This window comes from Brevibacillus sp. JNUCC-41, from assembly GCF_014844095.1.
Taxonomy (GTDB): Bacteria; Bacillota; Bacilli; order Bacillales; family DSM-1321; genus Peribacillus; species Peribacillus aracenensis.
Map to the genome: position 1 here is coordinate 5,305,500 of NZ_CP062163.1, position 20,032 is coordinate 5,325,531.

The 20,032-nt window shown below is 42.6% G+C and carries 17 protein-coding genes; 1 reads left to right on the forward strand and 16 read right to left on the reverse strand.

Annotated elements, in window-relative coordinates; translation table 11 throughout:
* Positions 1-26: 26 nt before the first annotated feature.
* The 16 genes from JNUCC41_RS25615 to JNUCC41_RS25690 all read right to left on the reverse strand — a co-directional run bounded on the left by JNUCC41_RS25615 (position 27) and on the right by JNUCC41_RS25690 (position 19,557).
* Positions 27-542, reverse strand: a complete 516-nt coding sequence (locus tag JNUCC41_RS25615; RefSeq protein WP_192205435.1) for a L,D-transpeptidase — start codon at positions 540-542, stop codon at positions 27-29.
* A gap of 31 nt (positions 543-573) precedes the next feature.
* The gene (locus tag JNUCC41_RS25620) at positions 574-1,563 is read right to left on the reverse strand and encodes an aromatic acid exporter family protein (protein ID WP_192205436.1); all 990 of its coding nucleotides are present in this window, start codon (positions 1,561-1,563) and stop codon (positions 574-576) included.
* 190 nt (positions 1,564-1,753) lie between these two features.
* Complete coding sequence (locus tag JNUCC41_RS25625) at positions 1,754-2,476, reverse strand: amino acid ABC transporter ATP-binding protein (RefSeq protein WP_192205437.1); 723 nt, start codon at positions 2,474-2,476, stop codon at positions 1,754-1,756.
* Complete coding sequence (locus JNUCC41_RS25630; protein ID WP_076366307.1) at positions 2,469-3,128, reverse strand: amino acid ABC transporter permease; 660 nt, start codon at positions 3,126-3,128, stop codon at positions 2,469-2,471. The genes JNUCC41_RS25625 and JNUCC41_RS25630 overlap by 8 nt, the downstream gene beginning before the upstream one ends.
* Positions 3,129-3,259: 131 nt before the next feature.
* Positions 3,260-4,063, reverse strand: a complete 804-nt coding sequence (locus tag JNUCC41_RS25635) for a transporter substrate-binding domain-containing protein (RefSeq protein ID WP_192208335.1) — start codon at positions 4,061-4,063, stop codon at positions 3,260-3,262.
* A gap of 629 nt (positions 4,064-4,692) precedes the next feature.
* Positions 4,693-5,130 carry a BrxA/BrxB family bacilliredoxin gene (locus JNUCC41_RS25640; RefSeq protein ID WP_034308239.1) on the reverse strand — a complete coding sequence of 146 codons (438 nt, stop codon included), beginning with the start codon at positions 5,128-5,130 and terminating at the stop codon, positions 4,693-4,695.
* Positions 5,127-5,300, reverse strand: coding sequence for a hypothetical protein (locus JNUCC41_RS25645; protein WP_192205438.1), 174 nt, complete (start codon positions 5,298-5,300; stop codon positions 5,127-5,129). Before JNUCC41_RS25645 ends, JNUCC41_RS25640 begins: the two co-directional genes overlap by 4 nt.
* A 24-nt stretch (positions 5,301-5,324) precedes the next feature.
* Entirely contained in the window at positions 5,325-6,452 is a 1,128-nt protein-coding gene (meaB, locus tag JNUCC41_RS25650; protein WP_192205439.1) for a methylmalonyl Co-A mutase-associated GTPase MeaB, read from the reverse strand.
* Positions 6,452-8,644, reverse strand: coding sequence for a methylmalonyl-CoA mutase (gene scpA, locus JNUCC41_RS25655; protein WP_192205440.1), 2,193 nt, complete (start codon positions 8,642-8,644; stop codon positions 6,452-6,454). The genes meaB and scpA overlap by 1 nt, the downstream gene beginning before the upstream one ends.
* 1 nt (position 8,645) lies before the next feature.
* Positions 8,646-10,523, reverse strand: coding sequence for a methylmalonyl-CoA mutase family protein (locus JNUCC41_RS25660; RefSeq protein ID WP_192205441.1), 1,878 nt, complete (start codon positions 10,521-10,523; stop codon positions 8,646-8,648).
* A gap of 626 nt (positions 10,524-11,149) precedes the next feature.
* On the reverse strand, positions 11,150-12,436 hold the full coding sequence (locus tag JNUCC41_RS25665) for a dihydrolipoamide acetyltransferase family protein (protein WP_192205442.1): 1,287 nt from the start codon (positions 12,434-12,436) through the stop codon (positions 11,150-11,152).
* A gap of 26 nt (positions 12,437-12,462) precedes the next feature.
* Positions 12,463-13,446: an alpha-ketoacid dehydrogenase subunit beta gene (locus JNUCC41_RS25670; RefSeq protein WP_101222514.1), complete on the reverse strand. Its 984-nt coding sequence runs from the start codon at positions 13,444-13,446 to the stop codon at positions 12,463-12,465.
* Positions 13,447-13,458: 12 nt separating this feature from the next.
* Positions 13,459-14,454 carry a thiamine pyrophosphate-dependent dehydrogenase E1 component subunit alpha gene (locus JNUCC41_RS25675; RefSeq protein ID WP_192205443.1) on the reverse strand — a complete coding sequence of 332 codons (996 nt, stop codon included), beginning with the start codon at positions 14,452-14,454 and terminating at the stop codon, positions 13,459-13,461.
* Positions 14,455-14,478: 24 nt separating this feature from the next.
* Positions 14,479-15,900: a dihydrolipoyl dehydrogenase gene (lpdA, locus tag JNUCC41_RS25680; protein WP_192205444.1), complete on the reverse strand. Its 1,422-nt coding sequence runs from the start codon at positions 15,898-15,900 to the stop codon at positions 14,479-14,481.
* A 133-nt stretch (positions 15,901-16,033) separates the two neighbouring features.
* Positions 16,034-17,131: a branched-chain amino acid dehydrogenase gene (bcd, locus tag JNUCC41_RS25685; RefSeq protein WP_192205445.1), complete on the reverse strand. Its 1,098-nt coding sequence runs from the start codon at positions 17,129-17,131 to the stop codon at positions 16,034-16,036.
* 368 nt (positions 17,132-17,499) lie between these two features.
* Positions 17,500-19,557, reverse strand: coding sequence for a sigma-54 interaction domain-containing protein (locus JNUCC41_RS25690; protein ID WP_192205446.1), 2,058 nt, complete (start codon positions 19,555-19,557; stop codon positions 17,500-17,502).
* Positions 19,558-19,762: 205 nt separating this feature from the next.
* Between JNUCC41_RS25690 and JNUCC41_RS25695 the strand changes: the two genes are divergently transcribed.
* Complete coding sequence (locus JNUCC41_RS25695; protein WP_192205447.1) at positions 19,763-19,999, forward strand: DUF2627 domain-containing protein; 237 nt, start codon at positions 19,763-19,765, stop codon at positions 19,997-19,999.
* Positions 20,000-20,032 lie beyond the last annotated feature (33 nt).

Here is a 20,032-nt window from a genome sequence, read left to right on the forward strand (position 1 = left end):
GGGAGGGGAGCAAAGCTTCCCTCTCTTTATTTTATCGCTCCATTTTTCTTTGCCAACGTTTCGAAATCCTCGTTCGATATGGTGATCAAAACTTTAGTGCCGATGGGGACTTTTTCGTACAAACGCTCTACATCGGATTTATGCATCCGTACACAGCCATTTGAAATGTATTTACCAATTGATGATGGCTTATTCGTACCATGAATGCCGTAAATCCTCCCATCGGTATTTCGTGCATCGAATCCAATCCACCGCGACCCTAGAGGGTTCCTGGGATCGCCGCCAGGAATATTTTTTTTCCGGTAATATGGATTGACTGCTTTTACTTTGACCGTGAAAATCCCTTCGGGTGTAAGTTCCTGACTCTTTCCCGTACCGACCGGCAGAATCTCCTTGACCTCATTATCATCAATGAACGCCAATTTATTGTTAGCTTTATTGATGATGATAAACGGATCGCCAGGCTTAACCGATTGAGGTTGGGCCTGTACCTGCAACGGCCACAAAAGTAGCATAAGCAACAAAGAAAGGATCCATTTCATTTTGTATCATTCCTTCACTTTTTTGCTTAGTTTAAGCCAAGTGCCTCTTTTTCATTCGGTTGCCGTTCAGCTTGGGTAGTCCTTTGAAGGAATGCTTCAACAATAAATAACGCTCCATTTCCTTCATGAGCTGCAGTAATGCGGCCCTGGATTCGAACTCTTCCCTTGTATGCGGCAGTGCCATTCCCCTAAAATGAATCTCCATTTCTTCAAGCTTCTTCAGATAAAGAATGGCCGTATTTTGTGGGTGGACGTTTTCTGCCAAATCTTCTATAAAATCAGCCACTATTCCGCTTTGCTTGACGACCAATGGAATATTCGTGACAAGGGGCAGAATTCGCTCAATTATTTCAAATTGCTTTTCACGCATTTTGAAATAATGGTAATACAGGTCTTCTTCCCTTAAAAAATGATTTTCCACGTCCCTGAAGGCAAGGCTTTTGGCTTGATTAAGAAAATTGGCCGTTTCGGTGATTTCCTTACCATCCCATGTGTGATCATTATCCCTTAAATAGCGGACAATTCCCATCAAGATCGCACTAAAGTTCGTTTCGATGCTTTCCTGGTAGGCCAGCAGTTTGTCATCGACACTGGGCATGTACAGATTCATGACAAGCGCCACTCCAACTCCAATCGCGATTAATATCGTTTCATTGATCAGCAGGGAAAAAGTGATGTCACCCGCCCCGTATAGATGCATGATGATGACGCTGCTCGTCACAATCCCCTCATTAATCTTCAAGGCAACAGTCGTTGGAATGAAAATCAAGAGAATCAAACCTATTATCAGCGGATGGAATGCGATGAAATGAAAGAATAGGGATGCATAGGCCATAGCGATCAAACAAGCTAAAAAACGGTGCCAGGAGGCATACACCGACTTCTTTTTTGTAACTTGAATGCATAAGATCGCAATGATTCCCGCAGCAGAGAAATATTCGAGATTAAGCATTTGTGCAATAATAATTGCCAGGGTGGCCCCCAAAGCAGTTTTAATCGTCCTGTACCCGATTTTAAACATTGTTATGTATCACCTGGCTCTTTCTCTATCTATTATAATACTATCAGGAAATCAGATATTTTCACAGTCCTTTGCGAGTTAAATTTCCATTTTTTCTAAATACATTCACACAAAAATACATTATAGGAAAAAAATAAAAAAGGTAACCTAAACGTTACCTTTTTTACAATTATATACTATTTTCTTCAGCTTATAAAACTTTTTCCAAGAAGTCTTTTGCACGCTGGCTTTTCGGATTGGAAAAGAATTCTTCCGGAGCACTTTCCTCAACGAGCAGCCCCCCATCCAGGAATAGTACACGATCGGCCACTTCCCTGGCAAATCCCATTTCATGCGTTACGATCAGCATGGTCATCCCCGTATGTGCCAGTGACTTCATAACCTCGAGCACTTCTTTTACCATCTCGGGATCAAGCGCTGAAGTCGGTTCATCGAAAAGGATTACTTCCGGGTTCATTGCCAATGCCCGCGCAATCGCGACCCTTTGTTTTTGCCCGCCTGACAGACGATTCGGATAAGTCGATTCTTTATCGGACAAACCTACTTTGTTCAAAAGTTCACGAGCTTGTTTTACAGCCTCGGCCTTTGATAGTTTTTTCACCTTCATAGGTGCATATGTCAGATTCTCCAGTACGGTTTTATGCGGAAATAAATGAAAATGTTGAAATACCATCCCGACATTTTCACGCACTTTCATGATATTGGTCTTTTTTTCAGTGATGATTTGATCTTTAAACCTGATTTGACCATCAGTTGGAGTTTCAAGCATATTGATGCAGCGTAAGAAAGTTGATTTTCCCGAACCGGATGGGCCGATGATTGCTAACACTTCTCCCTGCCCTATCTCGGTGCTGATTCCTTTTAATACTTCGAGCTTACCATAGTTTTTTTTGAGTCCATCAATTTTAATCACTGCGTCTCATTCTCCTTTCAATCACTTTGCCTAAGATGGTGAGAACCATGACCATCACATAATAAATGAGACCGGCAAATAATATCGGCTCGAAGAATTTATATGTCTCACCGCCGACAATATAAGCACGGCGCATGATATCCCCTAATCCAATAATTGTGACTACGGCTGATTCCTTGGTTAAGGAAATCAATTCGTTCACAAGCGATGGCAGGATATTCTTGATGGCCTGCGGAAGGATAATATTTAGCATCATCCCTGAATAGGGAACCCCAAGTGCGAGCGATGCCTCTCGTTGGCCTTTATCGACAGCTAAAATGCCTCCCCTGATAATTTCAGAGATGTATGCCGCTGAATTTAGCCCGAATGCTAAAAATGCTGCTTGGAACGCTTCGATTTGAATCCCCAATATTTGTGGTGAACCAAAATAAATCAACATTAATTGCAATACCAAAGGTGTACCGCGAAAAATGGATGTATAAAAGTCAGCAATCCAATTTAAGGGCTTAATTCTGCTTATTTTAAGTATAGATAGTAATATTCCCAAAACAAATCCGATTACTGCCGCTACCGCAACAACCTTTAATGTTGTCGGTATCCCCTCCAGGATATATGGAAGGGAAGGCATAATCCTTTCAAATTCCAGATTCACTCCATTCATCCTCTCTTATGAAGGCCTTTATCTTATGTCCTTCCTCCTGCTTCATTTTATTAACAATAAAGCGCGGAAAAACGTTCAGAAGGCATACTAGATCTCTTCTGAACGCTTTTCATCTCTCTGTATTATTCAGTTTCACTGCCACCGAACCATTTTAATATTAATTTTTCCATTTCACCGTTCTCTAACATTTTTTTCAACTCGGCATTGAATTCTTCAGTTAACTTGCTTCCCTTTTGGAAAGCGATTGCTGAACCGGCATCTTGTTCACCGGACTCGATCAAATGCCCCACCAAATCTTTATTATCATTCAAGTAGCCTTTTGCAACAGTATCTTCCATGATTACGGCATCAAAACGTCCTGTTGACATCTCTTGAACAACCTCAGGAATACGATTCCGTTTTTCAATTTTCATCCCGATATCTTGGGATTTATTCAAGTCATTTGCCAATGTCTCCTGAATGGATGCAAGCTGTACGCCCACGGTTTTCCCTTTTAAATCTTCAACAGTTTTGATTTTGCTGTTCTTTGTCGTGATGATCATGTTTTTAGCTGTATAGTAAATATCACTGAAATCGACTGATTGCTCACGTTTTTCAGTTGGAGTCATTCCAGAGATAACGAAATCGACCGATTTATTTTCCAGAGCAGGCACAAGACTATTAAAGTCAATGTCCTTCACTTCAACCTCATAACCTAATTTTTTTCCTATTGCTTTCGCGATATCGATGTCAAATCCTTTAATTTCATCACTTTTAGATGTTTCAACATATTCAAATGGCGGATAATCCGCAGATGTTCCCATTACCAGGACCTTTTTATCTTCTGTACCTGCTGTGTCTTTATCTTCTTTCCCCGATGTTCCGCATGCTGCTAAAATACCTACTAATAAAACAGAAGTAAGCAACAATGCTAACTGCTTTTTCAACTTCATTATTATTCCTCCAAAATGATATTTTCAATTCTCTTGTTATTGAATTTGGTTTAGTTAAAATTTGAATAACTAATATTCATACACTAATGTGTATTTTAACACACTCTTATAATTATTCAATAACGTAAATAATAGATTTATTTTTCAGAATATTGCTATAATTTTATTTCTAAATTATGCGCTTTAAGCTCCAAAGGAAATATATCGGCATCCTTATCTATCTTCTTTCCTAAATGCCCCTGACTTATGCAAAATCATGGATAAAAAAATCCGCCGCAAGGGCGGTTTTCAGACTGTATTCAAACTTCAAGAAAAGCGAGTTTGACTACGGTTTGTTTCTAAAAAAAACATTCCAATTGATTTCAGAAATCCGCTCCCTTTCCGCCGACTATCTGCTAAGCCTCCTCGCTCAAGCGCCTCTAGGGTCTCGGCTTGACAGTTATTCGGCAGGAGTGCCGCATATTTCTTCAATACAATAAGGATTTCATCCCCTATAAAAAAGGTAACATCCATGAAGAATAACTTTTTATAATCACGGTTCGGGATGAGACTACTTCCAAACCCCTTTTTGTCGTCAAACTAAAACCCGCCGATTGGCGGGTTTTTTAGCTATGGCTATGGGCTTACACTTCTTCGCAATATTGATCGAAGTAGTCTTGTAATTTTTCTACTACAGACATCGGGTGGTGCCCTTCAATTTCATGACGCTCGATCATGGTGATGATTTTTCCATCCTTCAGCAATGCAAATGATGGGGATGACGGCGGATACCCTTCGAAATAATCACGGGCTTTTTCCGTCGCCTCTTTATCTTGCCCAGCAAAAACGGTTACAAGCTGATCTGGGCGTTTATCATTATGGATTGCATGAGCAGCTGCAGGTCTAGCAATTCCCCCAGCGCAGCCACAAACGGAGTTTACCATGACAAGTGTCGTACCTTTTTGCGCAAATACTTCCTCTACTTCCTCGGGAGTAGTCAATTCTGTATATCCAGCAGTCTTTATCTCATCGCGAGCCTGTTTGACTACGTCGTTCATTAAAAAATTAAAATCCATATTCATGGCATTTGCCCCTTCCAAGTTTTCTCTTCAACCCTATCATAACAATTGCCACTTCTTGATTCAATAAATTTACCTGTTAAAACCGCATAAACCGCTTCAAACGAAATAGAAGCGAGAACCATGTGCGAAACAAATAGGCTTACAAAAGGATGGGGCATGCCAGGAGACATTCCACGCTGCCCCCTATTTCTTTTTTAATTTGATTTAAATGTTTCTGTAAAAGATCCAAAGGCCTGCTTAACAGCAGCAGTGACCGTTTTATTCCCTGACATCACTTGATTCTCGAGTATAGGGAGAAGACCTTTGACGGTTTCATTTTTATAAAACATCGTTTTAAGCTGGTGATCAATCAATGAATAAAGCCATTCCTTGGATTGCATTCTTCTCCGTTCTTGAAAAACACCCGATTCCTTGGTCATATCGGAAAATTCATTCAATACATCCCAAAGCTCAGGGATCCCTTTACCGGTGATGGCGGAACAAGCATATGCCTTTCCTGCCCATCCCTTTGTTGCAGGCTGAAGGAAGTGCAAGATTCTGCTATATTCGGATTTCGTCCTAATCGCCAGCGGAATATTCTCTCCGTCGGCTTTATTGACTACAATTCCGTCCACAAGTTCCAGAATCCCTTTTTTCATCCCTTGTAATTCATCTCCGGCACCTGTTAGGACAAGGAGCATGAAAAAGTCGACCATACTACGTACTATAGCTTCACTCTGACCGACACCGACAGTTTCTATCAGTATCACATCAAATCCTGCCGCTTCACAAAGCAACATCGTTTCCCTCGTTTTGCGGTGAACTCCGCCTAGAGTGCCTTCGGATGGTGAAGGTCTTATGAAGGCATGAGGGTTTCTTGCCAGTTCCTCCATCCTTGTCTTATCACCTAATATACTTCCGCCATTGATTGAAGAGCTTGGATCGACAGCTAGAACGGCAACCTTATGGCCCCTGTCACATAAGTAAGTTCCGAACGTCTCGATGAAGGTACTTTTTCCGGCACCGGGCACTCCGGAAATCCCGATGCGAATCGAGTTCCCTGTATGGGGAAGGATGGCATGCAATAATTCCTGTGCATGATCCATGTGGTGGGATGCATTGCTTTCAACCAATGTAATCCCTTTAGCTAGCTTGGCCCTGTCCCCTTTTATGATTCCCTCTTTAAGTTCAAGGACCGGTATGTTTACATTATGTTTTTTGACGAATTTGCTTTTTGAAGGCTTGTTTTGGCTGGCTGCTAATTCCACACCTGGCTTTAATGAAGAAGCAAAACCTTCCTGATTGTTAAGATCGACCCATTCCGGCTTCTTGTCTTCACTCATTATTGGGCCACTTCCTCATATCCGAGGCGATTGTATATTTCCTGAAGCACTTTCTTCGCTGCCTGTGGTATGACCGTACCAGGTCCAAAAATGGCTGTAGCCCCATTTTCCATTAGGTAATCATAATCCTGTGCAGGGATGACACCGCCTACGATCACTATTATGTCCTCACGGCCCAAGTTCTTCAGTTCCATCATAAGCTGCGGCAACAAAGTTTTATGGCCGGCAGCAAGCGAACTCATTCCGACTACATGCACATCATTTTCCACGGCTTGGATGGCTGTTTCTTTCGGTGTTTGGAATAATGGACCGATATCGACATCATAGCCTAAATCCGCAAATCCCGTTCCTACTACTTTAGCTCCACGATCATGACCGTCCTGACCCATTTTAGCCATTAACAAACGAGGCCTTCTTCCTTCATTTTCAAGGAACTCTTCCGTCATGCGGACGACCTCCTCAATTTCCGCTTCTTTTGAGTATGCCGAGCTATATACGCCGCTGATGGAACGGATCGTTGCTTTGTGACGTCCAGCAACCTCTTCGATCGCATCGGATATTTCACCTAATGAAGCCCGTACTCTTGCAGCTTGCACAGCCAGTTCTAGAAGGTTACCTTCGCCAGTTCTGGCAGCCATGGATAGCGCTTGAAGTGCTTCATCTACCTTTGCCTGATCACGTTTCGCTTTTAATTCGCTCAAACGCTTAAGCTGACTTTCGCGAACTACCGTATTATCAATCTCCAGTATTTCAATAGGATCCTCTTTTTTCAAACGATACTTATTGACGCCCACGATCGTTTCAACTTGAGAATCGATTTTAGCCTGACGCTTTGCAGCTGCTTCCTCGATCCTCATTTTTGGAAGGCCGGTTTCAATAGCCTTCGCCATTCCACCCAGACCTTCGATTTCTTCTATGTGAGCCCAAGCCCGTTCGATTAATTCATTGGTGAGCGATTCTACATAGTATGAACCCGCCCATGGATCGATTACTTTTGTGATCCCGGTTTCCTCCTGCAGATATAGCTGTGTGTTACGGGCAATGCGTGCCGAGAAATCAGTTGGCAAGGCAATGGCCTCATCCAATGCGTTCGTATGCAGGGACTGTGTATGCCCAAGTGCAGCCGCATGCGCTTCAATAAGGGTCCTAGCGACATTGTTAAACGGATCCTGCTCGGAGAGGCTCCAGCCTGAGGTTTGGGAATGCGTCCTCAATGCCATCGCTTTATTATTTTTCGGTTCAAATTGTTTCATCAGTTTTGACCAAATGAAACGAGCTGCCCTCATTTTCGCCACTTCCATGAAATAGTTCATTCCTATGGCCCAGAAGAATGAAAGGCGTGGTGCAAATTTATCGATATCAATACCTGCTTTCATTCCGGTACGTGCATACTCAAGCCCATCCGCCAACGTATAGGCAAGTTCGATATCAGCCGGCGCCCCCGCTTCTTGCAGATGATAGCCGGAGATGGAAATGGAATTGAACTTGGGCATATATTTGGATGTATACTCAAATATATCAGCTATGATTTTCATGGACATTTCCGGTGGATAGATATACGTATTCCGAACCATGTATTCCTTTAAGATGTCATTTTGAATCGTGCCTGAAAGCTTATCCTGTGTTACGCCTTGTTCTTCAGCTGTCACGATATAAAATGCAAGAATGGGTAATACAGCACCGTTCATCGTCATTGACACGGACATCTGATCAAGCGGAATGCCGTCGAACAGGATTTTCATGTCAAGAATGGAATCAATGGCAACTCCCGCCTTCCCCACATCACCGACAACGCGTGGATGATCGGAGTCATAACCACGGTGTGTAGCTAAATCAAAAGCAACTGAGAGCCCTTTTTGCCCCATCGCCAGATTACGCCTGTAAAAAGCATTGGATTCCTCGGCAGTCGAAAAACCTGCATACTGACGTACCGTCCAAGGACGATTGACATACATGGAAGGATAGGGCCCTCTTGTAAAAGGAGCGATGCCTGGCACACTCTCCATATGCTCCAAATCGCGATTATCTTCCTCAACATAAAGCGGTTTGATTTTTATTTGTTCATTGGTTTCAAACAGAAGATCCTCCATGTTTTTTTCAACTGCTTTTTCGGCTTCCTTTTTCCAAGCTTCCACCGTACCTTTAATCTCAGACTTAGCAGGATTTATAGCAGAAAAATTCGGTCTTTTCATTTTAGTTCACCCCAAGATTCTGCAATAATTCCGATAAAATGGATATTGCATTTGTTTTAACATGGACAAAATCTTTGACTCCGGCTTCAATTAGTGTAATCTCCAATTCTTCTTTTTGCTTGCCGGCACAATAAATAGTGATTTCAGGGAATTGCTTTTTAATTTCTTTAATGGCGGCTGGTGCGAATTCCGAATAGTCAGCATCACTGCCGCAAACACAATAGATAGGGAGCTTGGTCGCAGCTACATAATTGACTGCTTCCTCCACGGTTTGACACCCCTTACTGCCGTTCGTTTCAATACCACCTGCTGCAGCAAGACTTTTAACGAAATCTGCACGAGGTTTAAAGGATTTGAGATTTTTCAAATTAATCAAACCAATAGTTGGAGCCGTTCCATTTATTTCTTTATACTTTTCACTGCGTAGTCTTAACTGTTCGAACTGAATGGATACCCGATTCAAGTCAAGTGGGGTAATGCCCACCGGCTTCTCAACGTTCATATATGACACATGGTTATTCCGTGTCGGGGTTTTAATCTTATCAGCTGGATTCGGATAAACATTCGTTCCGATGATGCTTTCTTTTCTGAAAGCCGCATTTTGGACTCTTCCTTGGTAAACTTCAGCTATTTCTTTTTGAAGGGTTCCTTGTTTAATTAGCTCAAGTATTCCTCCAGCTGCATCGATTTCAAGGAATTTCGCCCAAGCCTTTTCAGCCAATTCATCCGTTAGTTGCTCAACATACCATGAACCGCCAGCAGGATCGACCACTGTTGTTATATTTGTTTCTTCTTTTAAAATCAAGTGAGTGTTACGGGCAATTCTTTCTGAAAAATCATCGGTTTCACCAGTTGCATGTGTGAATGGATGAATTTGAAGGTATTGAATGCCTCCAATAGCTGCAGCGAAAGCCTGATTTGTGGTCCGAAGAATATTGACATGCTGATCATATAGCGTTTCTGTCAACTCGGAAGTAACGGCATGTATCTCCATTTTAAAATGATCCGATGCCGTTTCGAAAGCTTCTGCAAGTCCTGCCCAAAGCCTTCTGGCAGCCCGCAGTTTAGCGATGGACATGAAGTAATTTGAATCCAAAGCAAAAGAGAATACTATTTTTTCGGAAACAGAAGCAATGGAAAGCCCTTGTTTTTGACCTTCCAATAGATATTGGACGGCAGCCGCTAAACCATAAGCTATTTCTTGTACGGCATTAGCTCCCCCATTATGGTAGACTGCCGTATTAATCAAAACTGTTTTTAAATCCCTGCCTACACTCTGATAATCTTGGATCGTCTTCAGCCAGTCTGCAAAATAGTTATCCGTATCTTCTGGCAGCTTACCGCAAATGAGCCATTCTGCAATGGGATCTTCAGCAATAACGCCTGTCAATTGGGTATTTTGTGCTTCGGCTACCGCCTTGAATTGAGGGAATAATCCTTTTTGTTTCCCCTTTAGGTCAATGAAAACCGGAATTCCTTTTAACGGGATATCCTTAAATAATTTTTCTGCCCTTGCGCCCTCTGCAAGCAATCGTGCAGGGTATGCCACGACATTTTGACCGCGTTTGAATGAAGCCTTCATCTTTTCATTTGCTTCTTCAGCCGTGATACCGCTTACAGGTTGAACGACAAGCCAAGGTTTTTCGTGATATCCCGTTGGGGAAGTTCCTCGGGTGAAAGGGAAAAATCCTGGTAATTCAGCTTCTTTTTCCGTTGAATTCTCCGTTTCTGTATAGAGCGGTGATAAAGTGATGCCCTCATATGTATTCGTTTTTAATTTTTCTACACTTTTCCCTTTTAAACTTGTTTCCGCAGCTTCTTTCCACTCTTCAAAAGAAGGCTTAGGAAAGGTTATGTTTTTTACATCTTTCAGTTCCATCTGTAATCGCTTTCTTATCTTCTGCCGCATCATAAGCCCTGTCCTTTCATTGGGAGAACGAACGCTCAGTCAGTTTTGGATAAGAAAACCACCCTCCCGTCAATTTGTTCTGGATTATACTACATTCTACCATAATTTTCTTTAAATTTAAGAAAATAGAAATTAGAAAATCGGTTATTAGGAAAAACACTAGCCTGTTTCACCTTTTTTAAATCAAGTACAGCCGCTGACCTGTATTAGAACAGCCCTTAATAAAATAATAGCAAAAATAAAATTTTTGTCGATGTTTTTCTACGGAAAAGAGAAATGACAAGGTCTGAACTTTGGCGAATCAATAGCTGCTGGATTAAAAGATGGTCAGGAACCCCCCTCGTCACCATAGTCATTGTTTCTATCATTTTTTTAAAAAAAGGTGATTGGAATGGGTGTGCAAGACTCCAGCAGGAATGGCGCGTCCAAGGAGAGACCCCATAGGCGCCAAGATTGCCGAGGGCAACCCGCCCGGGAAATCGAGTGCGGAGTTCCAATTAACATGAAAATTGTACCAATCAAAAAAAAACTGTAGGCAAACCCGATTTTCATCGAGTTTGCCTACAGTCTGAAGGTACAACTTTCCGGTCATCCTTTTAGTATATGGAAGTGTTATCTTTGGAAATCTTTTCGATGATTTCTTTAACCCTTGCAAGGAATCGTCCGCATACCAGTCCGTCCAAAACACGATGATCAAGTGATAAACAGAGATTCACCATATCTCGTACTGCAATCATATCATTTATGACCACTGGACGTTTTACAATCGTTTCAACTTGTAAAATGGCCGCCTGTGGATAATTGATGATTCCCATGGACTGGACAGAACCGAATGAGCCAGTGTTATTAACAGTGAACGTACCACCTTGCATATCCTCCGCTTTTAACTTACCCGCCTTCACTTTGAATGCAAGTTCCTGTATCTCCCTTGCTATACCTTTGATTGATTTTTCATCGGCATTTCTAATGACCGGTACAAATAAGGCATCTTCGGTTGCAACGGCTATGGATATATTGATTTCTTTCTTTTGTATGATATTTTCGCCTGCCCACATCGAATTGAGCTCTGGAAATTCCGTAAGAGCTTGAGCAACCGCTTTGACGAAAAAGGCAAAGTACGTTAAATTATAACCTTCTTTTTGTTTAAACTCGGATTTAAGATTATCACGCAACTTCACCATATTGCTTGCATCAACTTCCACCATCGTCCAAGCATGCGGAATTTCGTGCTTACTTTTCAACATATTGGATGCAATTGCCTTACGGATGCCGGTAACAGGTATTTCCTTGTCCCCAGCCGCAGTCGGCATGTTTGGTACTGGACTGGTTTGACGATTAACTTGAGGTGCGTTCTCTACAGGAGACGAATCGGATATTGCGGAAGGCTCATCCGCCTTAGGAAGATTCCCTGATTCAACAAGTTTCAGTAAATCTTTACGGGTGATCCGTCCCTCATTCCCCGTTCCTTTAACTTTTGAAAGATCGATTCCATGCTCCTGGGAAAGTTTTAACACAGCTGGCGAATAGCGAGCTTTCCTTGATGGTTCGGCCGACGCTTGCTGCACATCTCTTATAGCAGGTGCATCAACAATTTCCTCACTATGAGAAACTTGCCCAGCATTTCCGTTATCCGTCTTTGCCGCTTCAACTTCAATCGAGCAAATGACTTCCCCGACTGCCAATGTTTGATTCTCATCCGCTTTCAATTCCTTGATGATGCCGGTGAAGGAAGAAGGAACCTCAGCATTTACTTTATCCGTCATCACTTCAGCTAGCGGGTCGTATTTCGTGACATGATCCCCGGGCTTCACAAGCCATTTACTGATGGTCCCCTCTGTGACACTTTCGCCTAATTGAGGCATCTTCATTAATTCCATAGCCATAATTCGTTCCTCCTTCTTAACAGTCATTAATACTCGGCCAATTCCCTCATTGCTTTTTCCACTTTATCAGGATTGACCATAAATTGTTTTTCCATCGTAGGCGCATAAGGCATGGCAGGTACATCAGGTCCGGCCAACCGTTTTACAGGGGCATCCAAATCAAAAAGGCAATGCTCGGCAATGATGGCTGCAACCTCACTCATGATGCTTCCTTCTTTATTATCTTCCGTAACCAGTAATACTTTCCCCGTTTTAGAAGCTGCTTCTATGATAGCATCCTTATCCAAAGGGTAGACCGTACGCAAGTCAAGAACATGTGCAGAAATTCCATCTGCAGCTAATTTTTCTGCTGCCTGAAGGGCAAAATGTACACAAAGGCCATAGGAGATGACAGTAATGTCTTCCCCTTCCCTTTTCACATCCGCCTTACCGATGGGAAGGACATAATCTTCAGTCGGTACCTCACCCTTGATCAAGCGGTATGCGCGTTTATGTTCAAAGAAAAGCACTGGGTCTTCATCGCGAATGGCAGCTTTAAGCAACCCCTTTACATCATACGGAGTGGAAGGCATCACAATTTTCAAGCCCGGCTGATTGGCAAAAATCGCTTCAACCGATTGTGAATGATAAAGAGCTCCATGAATTCCTCCTCCATACGGAGCACGGATTACCATAGGACAGCTCCAGTCATTATTAGAACGGTATCTAATTTTGGCTGCCTCTGAAACTATTTGGTTAATGGCAGGCATGATGAAATCAGCAAATTGCATCTCAGCTATCGGGCGCAGCCCATACATGGCGGCTCCAATTCCCACTCCTGCAATTGCAGATTCAGCGAGCGGAGTATCGATGACTCTTGCTTCACCGAATTGGTCGTACAAACCATTAGTGGCTTTAAAGACCCCACCTTTTTTTCCTACATCCTCTCCCAATACGAATACACGGGAATCGCGTTCCATCTCTTCCCTCATTGCCATTGTCACGGCATCTATATAAGAAATCACTGGCATTCTATTACCCCCTTACTTTTGTGCATACACATGATTCATAGCACTTTCAGCCTTCGGATATGGAGCATTTTCAGCATAATCGGTTGCTTCATTTACTATCTTCATGACTTCATCATTCATTTGTTTCTCAAGGCCATCATCCATGATTCCCACTTCTTTTAAATACGCTCCAAATGTCATAATCGAATCCTTCGTTTTGGCTTCGGCCACTTCGTCCGCAGTCCGGTAGCTTCGGTCATCATCATCACTTGAATGAGGCGTGAGCCTGTATGAAACGGTTTCTACAAGTGTAGGGCCTTCTCCCCTTCGTGCACGGTCAGCCGCTTCTTTCACCGCTGCATACACTTCCAATGGATCATTGCCATCCACCGTTATTCCAGGCATCCCATAGCCAATCGCCCTGTCGGAAACATTTTCACACGATAGCTGTTTCTCAATAGGAACGGAAATCGCATATTTATTATTTTCACACATGAAAATGACCGGTAGCTTGTGCACACCTGCAAAGTTGGCACCTTCATGAAAATCGCCCTGATTGGATGAACCTTCCCCAAACGTTACGAATGTCACCAAATCCTTACCTTCCATCTTCCCTGCAAGTGCAATTCCAACAGCATGCGGGACCTGTGTCGTTACAGGCGATGAACCAGTGACGATCCTATTTTTCTTTTGACCAAAATGACCAGGCATTTGGCGCCCGCCGGAATTGGGATCTTCCTCTTTCGCGAAACCTGAAAGCATCAAGTCTTTTGCGGTCATTCCGAAGGTAAGAACTACACCGACATCCCGATAATAAGGCAGTACATAATCCTTTTGCCGATCCAGCGCAAACGCAGCCCCAACCTGTGCAGCTTCTTGCCCCTGGCAGGAAATCACGAAGGGAATTTTCCCGGATCGGTTTAAAAGCCACATGCGCTCATCAATTCTGCGGGACAAAAGCATTGTCCGATACATATCTAAAACCGTTTCCTCATTTAAGCCTAATTGTTCATGACGTTTTTCTACCATCATAAAACCTCCTGACCTTATTCTTTATGAATGAATGGCACGTCCATCGACAGCAAGGGCCGCCTCTCCGATTGCTTCAGAAAGACTTGGGTGCGGATGAATTGTCTTGCCTATTTCCCAAGGTGTCGCATCAAGCACTTTTGCAAGTCCGGCTTCTGAAATCATATCCGTAACATGTGGTCCGATCATATGAACGCCCAGTATATCATCCGTTCTCTTATCGGCGATGATTTTCACAAAGCCATCCGCTTCCCCGAATACAAGGGCCTTACCAACTGCACGGAATGGGAATTTCCCAATTTTAAGGTCATAGCCTTCTTTGTTTGCCTGTTCTTCCGTCAAACCGACACTTGCAGCTTCAGGGCTTGAATACACACATTTTGAAATGAGCGAATAATCCAGCCGTTCCGGTTTTTGGCCTGCGATATGTTCAACGGCCGTAATACCTTCATGGGAAGCAACGTGAGCCAACTGGAGACCGCCAATACAATCACCGATTGCATAGATATGTGATTCCTTCGTTTGGAAGAAGTCATTGGTTTCAATAAAGCCTTTTTCTTTCACAATTTCCGTATTTTCAAGGCCGATTCCTTCAACATTAGCTGATCTGCCTACGGAAACCAGCATTTTTTCAGCTGTGAACTCCTCCACCGAACCCTTGACTTCTGCAGAAATGGTAACTGAATCATCCGTTTTCAGGGTTTCAGGCATAACCTTCGCACCTGTAACGAATTTGACGCCTTTTTTCTTTAAGAGACGAAGCATTTCACTAGAAATATCATGGTCCTCAGTCGGGATGATTCTATCTGCATATTCCAGTACTGTCACTTCCACACCGAAATCATTGAGCATCGAAGCCCATTCAATGCCGATGACTCCACCGCCTACAATAATCATTGATTTTGGCAGGCTCTCAAGCTTTAGAGCTTCATCCGATGTAAGCACCAATTCCCCATCAATCGCTAAACCGGGCAGTGTCTTCGGACGCGAACCGGTAGCAATGATGACATTCTGAGGAATGAGCATTTCATTTTCACTGCCATTATTCATTTCCACGGAAATTGTCCCAGGCATCGGTGAAAATATAGAAGGACCAAGTATACGCCCTAACCCTTCATAAACCGTTATCTTTCCTTGTTTCATCAAGTGCTGAACACCTTTATAGAGTTGATCGACCACTTTATTCTTTCTTTCCTGCACCTTAAGGAAGTCTACCTTTACATCCCCGGTAACTATACCGAATTCCTCACTTTTCACTGCAGTCTGATAAACTTCCGCACTCCTTAAAAGTGCTTTCGAAGGGATACAGCCTTTATGTAGACACGTTCCGCCGAGCTTGCCTTTCTCCACGACAGCCGTTTTCAATCCTAATTGAGCAGCCCTTATTGCCGCCACATACCCGCCAGTTCCTCCTCCGAGGATAACGAGGTCAAAATCTTCAGCCAAAACCACTCCTCCTCACAAATACATACTATTTAATCACCATTTTTACTTGGCATATGTTTATTACGTTATCCATGTTGAAAATTCCTGTGTTTAATTAAAAAAACACAGGAATCTATATCTTGTGAAACTACAATCATTTTCTTCCATTCAAGATATGTTTTTCATTTTGCAAGAATTGGCTCCTTGAATTCCTCATGCGAGCAATTCGCTCCTCTGCCATCCTATCCGCTGCTTTATATGTTGGGATTTGATCGCGTTTTGCAATCTCGATGACTCTTTCAATTGTATCATAAACCGTTTCCACTTTCTTAAGGGCTCTTTCCCGATTATATCCTAAAAGCTCATCGGCCACGTTTATGACTCCACCTGCATTAATTACATAATCAGGTGCATATATAATACCTTTTTCATGAATTTGATCGCCATGAACAGGTTCCTTTAATTGATTATTGGCCGCACCAGCAATGACCTTCGCCTTGATTTGATTGATTGTATGATCATTTATGACAGCCCCTAATGCACAAGGTGCATAGATATCACAGTCGACTCCATAAATTTCGTCAGGATCAACTGCATTCGCCCCAAAGGATTCAACCGCACGGGCCACGCTTTCTTTATTGATATCCGTAACGATCAGCTGGGCGCCCTCCTCATGAAGGTGACGGCATAAGTTATAAGAAACATTCCCTACGCCTTGGACCGCAATCACCCTGCCTTCTAAAGAATCAGTTCCGAATGCCTCTTTCGCAGCAGCTTTCATACCGCGATATACCCCATAGGCAGTTACAGGGGAAGGATTCCCCGAAGAACCGAATGCAGGGGAAATCCCAGTGACAAAATCCGTCTCCTCATGAATGAGATCCATATCCTCAACCGTTGTACCTACATCTTCCGCCGTTATATATCGCCCATTCAGCCCTTGTATATACCTTCCGAAGGCACGGAACATTTCTTCATTTTTATCCTTACGGGGATCGCCGATGATGACAGTTTTTCCTCCGCCTAAATTCAAGCCGGCAGCTGCGTTCTTATATGTCATTCCTCTTGAAAGCCTTAAGGCATCTTCAATGGCATCTTCTTCAGATGCATACGTCCACATCCTTGTGCCTCCAAGCGCAGGCCCTAACGTCGTATCATGAATGGCAATAATCGCTTTCAAACCCGATTGTTTATCCTGACAGAATAACAATTGCTCGTAATCATACTTTTCAAGATATTTAAAAATTTCCATAAAGGAATCCTCCCTAGATGTTTTAATTCATATCAGATATGAGAACACTGAATTACTCCTCATTCTTACTTGTTACTACGTTCATTTAAAATAAAATCCGCTACTAGCATGATATTTTCCCAATGGGTAATGGTTCCCGTGAATGAACCATTCACTTTTAAATATGCAAATAACATGCCAATTAAATACATAACGCGAGCCTTTTTATCCAAATAAAGGAGATGCTGGTTAATATGTTGGGCAACTATAGCCTATAACAAATTCAAAAAAATTTCATGTTAGAAGTGGAGTCTCGCTTAAATTAAAATAAATCAGAAAATTCCACGCAGTTTTTTTCATAGTACGCAATTATTTGCGTGCAAAAATTTTCACAGTTTTAGTTTTTCAATTTTGTAATATAGATTTCTAACTGAAATCCCTAGCGCTTTTGCCGTAAGTGTTTTATTTCCCTTGTGGGTATGGAACGCCTGCTGAATGATTTCGGCTTCATACTGGTCTATTATCTCCGAGAGCGGTTTCCCCGATACGTAGCCAGAAGGCTTCATTAATAATTTCTCCTGTTTTACTGGAATCCCTTCGATAAAATCCGGAATATGTTGTATATCAATGACCGTCTCGTTCAATTTCATGAAAATGATTGCCCGTCCCAAGATGTTTTCCAGTTCCCTGACATTACCCGGCCAGTTGTAAATTTGCATTTTATGTATAGCTGCTGCTGTAATTCCCTCTATGCTCCGTCCATACTCCTGATTGATTTTATTAATCAAATGCTCCGCCAATTCTCTCAAATCTTCTTTTCTCTTTCTTAATGGTGCAATGAAAATAGGCATGCGGTTCAGCCTGAAATACAAGTCTTCCCTGAATGATCCGTTTGCGATGGCCTGTTCAAGATTGATATTCGTAGCGGCTATTACCCGGACATTGATGGGGATTGGCTTCGTCCCCCCCACTCTGATGATTTCCTTTTCTTGTAATACCCGAAGTAATTTAGCTTGGATGTTGGCTGGCAATTCACCAATTTCGTCCAAAAAGATACTCCCTTGATTTGCCTCTTCAAAAAAACCGACCTTCCCCCCCCTGCTTGCCCCAGTAAAAGCTCCTTCATCATAACCGAACAGTTCACTTTCAAGTAATGATTCCGAGATGGCTGCACAATTTACCCGTACGAATTTATTGAATTTCCTATCGCTCGCATTATGTATGGCATGTGCAAATAACTCTTTGCCAGTCCCTGATTCCCCTCTTAATAAGACAGTAGCAGGTGTTCTTGCCGATAATTTCGCCTGTTCAATGGGAAGCTTCATCTCTTCGGAAGCCCCAATTATATCATCAAAGGAATATTTAGCCTGCAATGTCCGGATAATCTGTCTTGCCCGATTCAGTTCGTGGGTCAAGGCTTGAATTTCCGATACATCATGAATGACGCCAACGCTCCCTTTCAGGCACCCATCCACAATGATTGGAGCAACATTTACGATCACTTCCTTATGTTTTGGACCGACACGCATATTGACACCCCGAACAGGCTTTTTTGTCTGAAGCACTTTCATATGCATACTTTCACCTTCGTAAATATCGATGGAAGCCGGCTTACCGATCACTTGGGTCTTTGTTAAGCCGGTGATTCTTGTATATGCCGGATTGATCAAAAGCCCCCTGCCTTGTTCATCCACAACAGATATGGCTTCATCACTGGATTGAATGATCGCCTGGAGCATCGTCTGTACCTCTTTTAAATCAGTGATCTGCTCTGCCAATTGTACAGCTTCCGTTTTATTCCTAAACATGGAAAAAGCCCCTATGATTTCTTTATCGGCATTCACAAGAGGGATCCTTGTCGTTATGAGTTCCGTCCCATTGCTAAGGGTGATTTCCTGATTTACTTCTTTTTGGTTCGTTTGCATAACTCGCAGCAAGCCAGTAGAAGGGATGAAATCTTTGATATGTCTGCCAATCACATCTTCACGCTTTGTGTCAGATGCACGTTCCGCACTATCATTGAACATGATGATGAATCCTTCATGATCAATCACCACCATTCCTTCACTGGTCGTATTAAGAATCAAGTCCATTTTTGCCGAGGCATTCTCCAATTTACTTATTAATCGATTTTTCTCTTCAAACAGCTTAGTCATAATGAGGGCGACACTTCCAGGAATGAGAATCGTTTGTTCGCCCATGTCCCTTTTTATCTTTTTATAGACAGATGGGTCTCCGGTCGTATCAAAAATGATGTCCAAATCCCGCTCCAATCCCACGCTCCAATCAGTCACTGTAGGAATACTTCGTTCATTTGCGGCAAGCATCCCTTCAGCAGATTCATTCGTATCAGCCATACAAACAATGGAGAATACTTCACTTTCCGAGAGGAGTTTCAACACGGTTGTCCCTCCCACGCCTCCCCCTACTATCATGACCTTTTGCATGAGCCATCCCCCTTAAGATATTATTACACCTTTTAATAGATCGTTCCCTGCAATTTTTTTCATACTCCCAACCATTTTATCATATTGGCTCCCTTTAAAAACAGCCACCAACTACCAGTCATTATCTTGATTCCCGGAACTTGACAAATAATTTATATCCTTTATCATTTTTTAAAGACGGAATTTTCGGAAGGGATTTGACCGCATGAAACGTTTAATCGCTTTTTTGATTCTTTTTATACCTGGTGCCTTTGCTGCCTATGGCATAAAAATAATGAGGGACATGGTATTCGGTATTTTACAGCCTCCCTATCCATTCCTTTGGCTGCAATTTTTAATAGGACTGCTCATTACGATTGGCGGAATAGCCTTTATCGCCGGCTTCATCCTTCATCGAGACCGAAAACAAAATAAGGTCCAAAGCAGGTTCACTAAATTTTAAACGTAAAAAGAAGGGGCCATATCTCATATGGCC

Coding starts and splice junctions, on each gene's coding strand:
- JNUCC41_RS25615 (WP_192205435.1), bottom strand. CDS start 542: ATGAAATGGATCCTTTCTTTGTTGCTTATGCTACTTTTGTGGCCGTTG.
- JNUCC41_RS25620 (WP_192205436.1), bottom strand. CDS start 1,563: ATGTTTAAAATCGGGTACAGGACGATTAAAACTGCTTTGGGGGCCACC.
- JNUCC41_RS25640 (WP_034308239.1), bottom strand. CDS start 5,130: ATGAATATGGATTTTAATTTTTTAATGAACGACGTAGTCAAACAGGCT.
- JNUCC41_RS25645 (WP_192205438.1), bottom strand. CDS start 5,300: ATGTCTCCTGGCATGCCCCATCCTTTTGTAAGCCTATTTGTTTCGCAC.
- meaB (WP_192205439.1), bottom strand. CDS start 6,452: ATGAGTGAAGACAAGAAGCCGGAATGGGTCGATCTTAACAATCAGGAA.
- scpA (WP_192205440.1), bottom strand. CDS start 8,644: ATGAAAAGACCGAATTTTTCTGCTATAAATCCTGCTAAGTCTGAGATT.
- JNUCC41_RS25660 (WP_192205441.1), bottom strand. CDS start 10,523: ATGGAACTGAAAGATGTAAAAAACATAACCTTTCCTAAGCCTTCTTTT.
- JNUCC41_RS25665 (WP_192205442.1), bottom strand. CDS start 12,436: ATGGCTATGGAATTAATGAAGATGCCTCAATTAGGCGAAAGTGTCACA.
- JNUCC41_RS25670 (WP_101222514.1), bottom strand. CDS start 13,446: ATGCCAGTGATTTCTTATATAGATGCCGTGACAATGGCAATGAGGGAA.
- JNUCC41_RS25675 (WP_192205443.1), bottom strand. CDS start 14,454: ATGGTAGAAAAACGTCATGAACAATTAGGCTTAAATGAGGAAACGGTT.
- bcd (WP_192205445.1), bottom strand. CDS start 17,131: ATGGAAATTTTTAAATATCTTGAAAAGTATGATTACGAGCAATTGTTA.
- JNUCC41_RS25690 (WP_192205446.1), bottom strand. CDS start 19,557: ATGCAAAAGGTCATGATAGTAGGGGGAGGCGTGGGAGGGACAACCGTG.
- JNUCC41_RS25695 (WP_192205447.1), top strand. CDS start 19,763: ATGAAACGTTTAATCGCTTTTTTGATTCTTTTTATACCTGGTGCCTTT.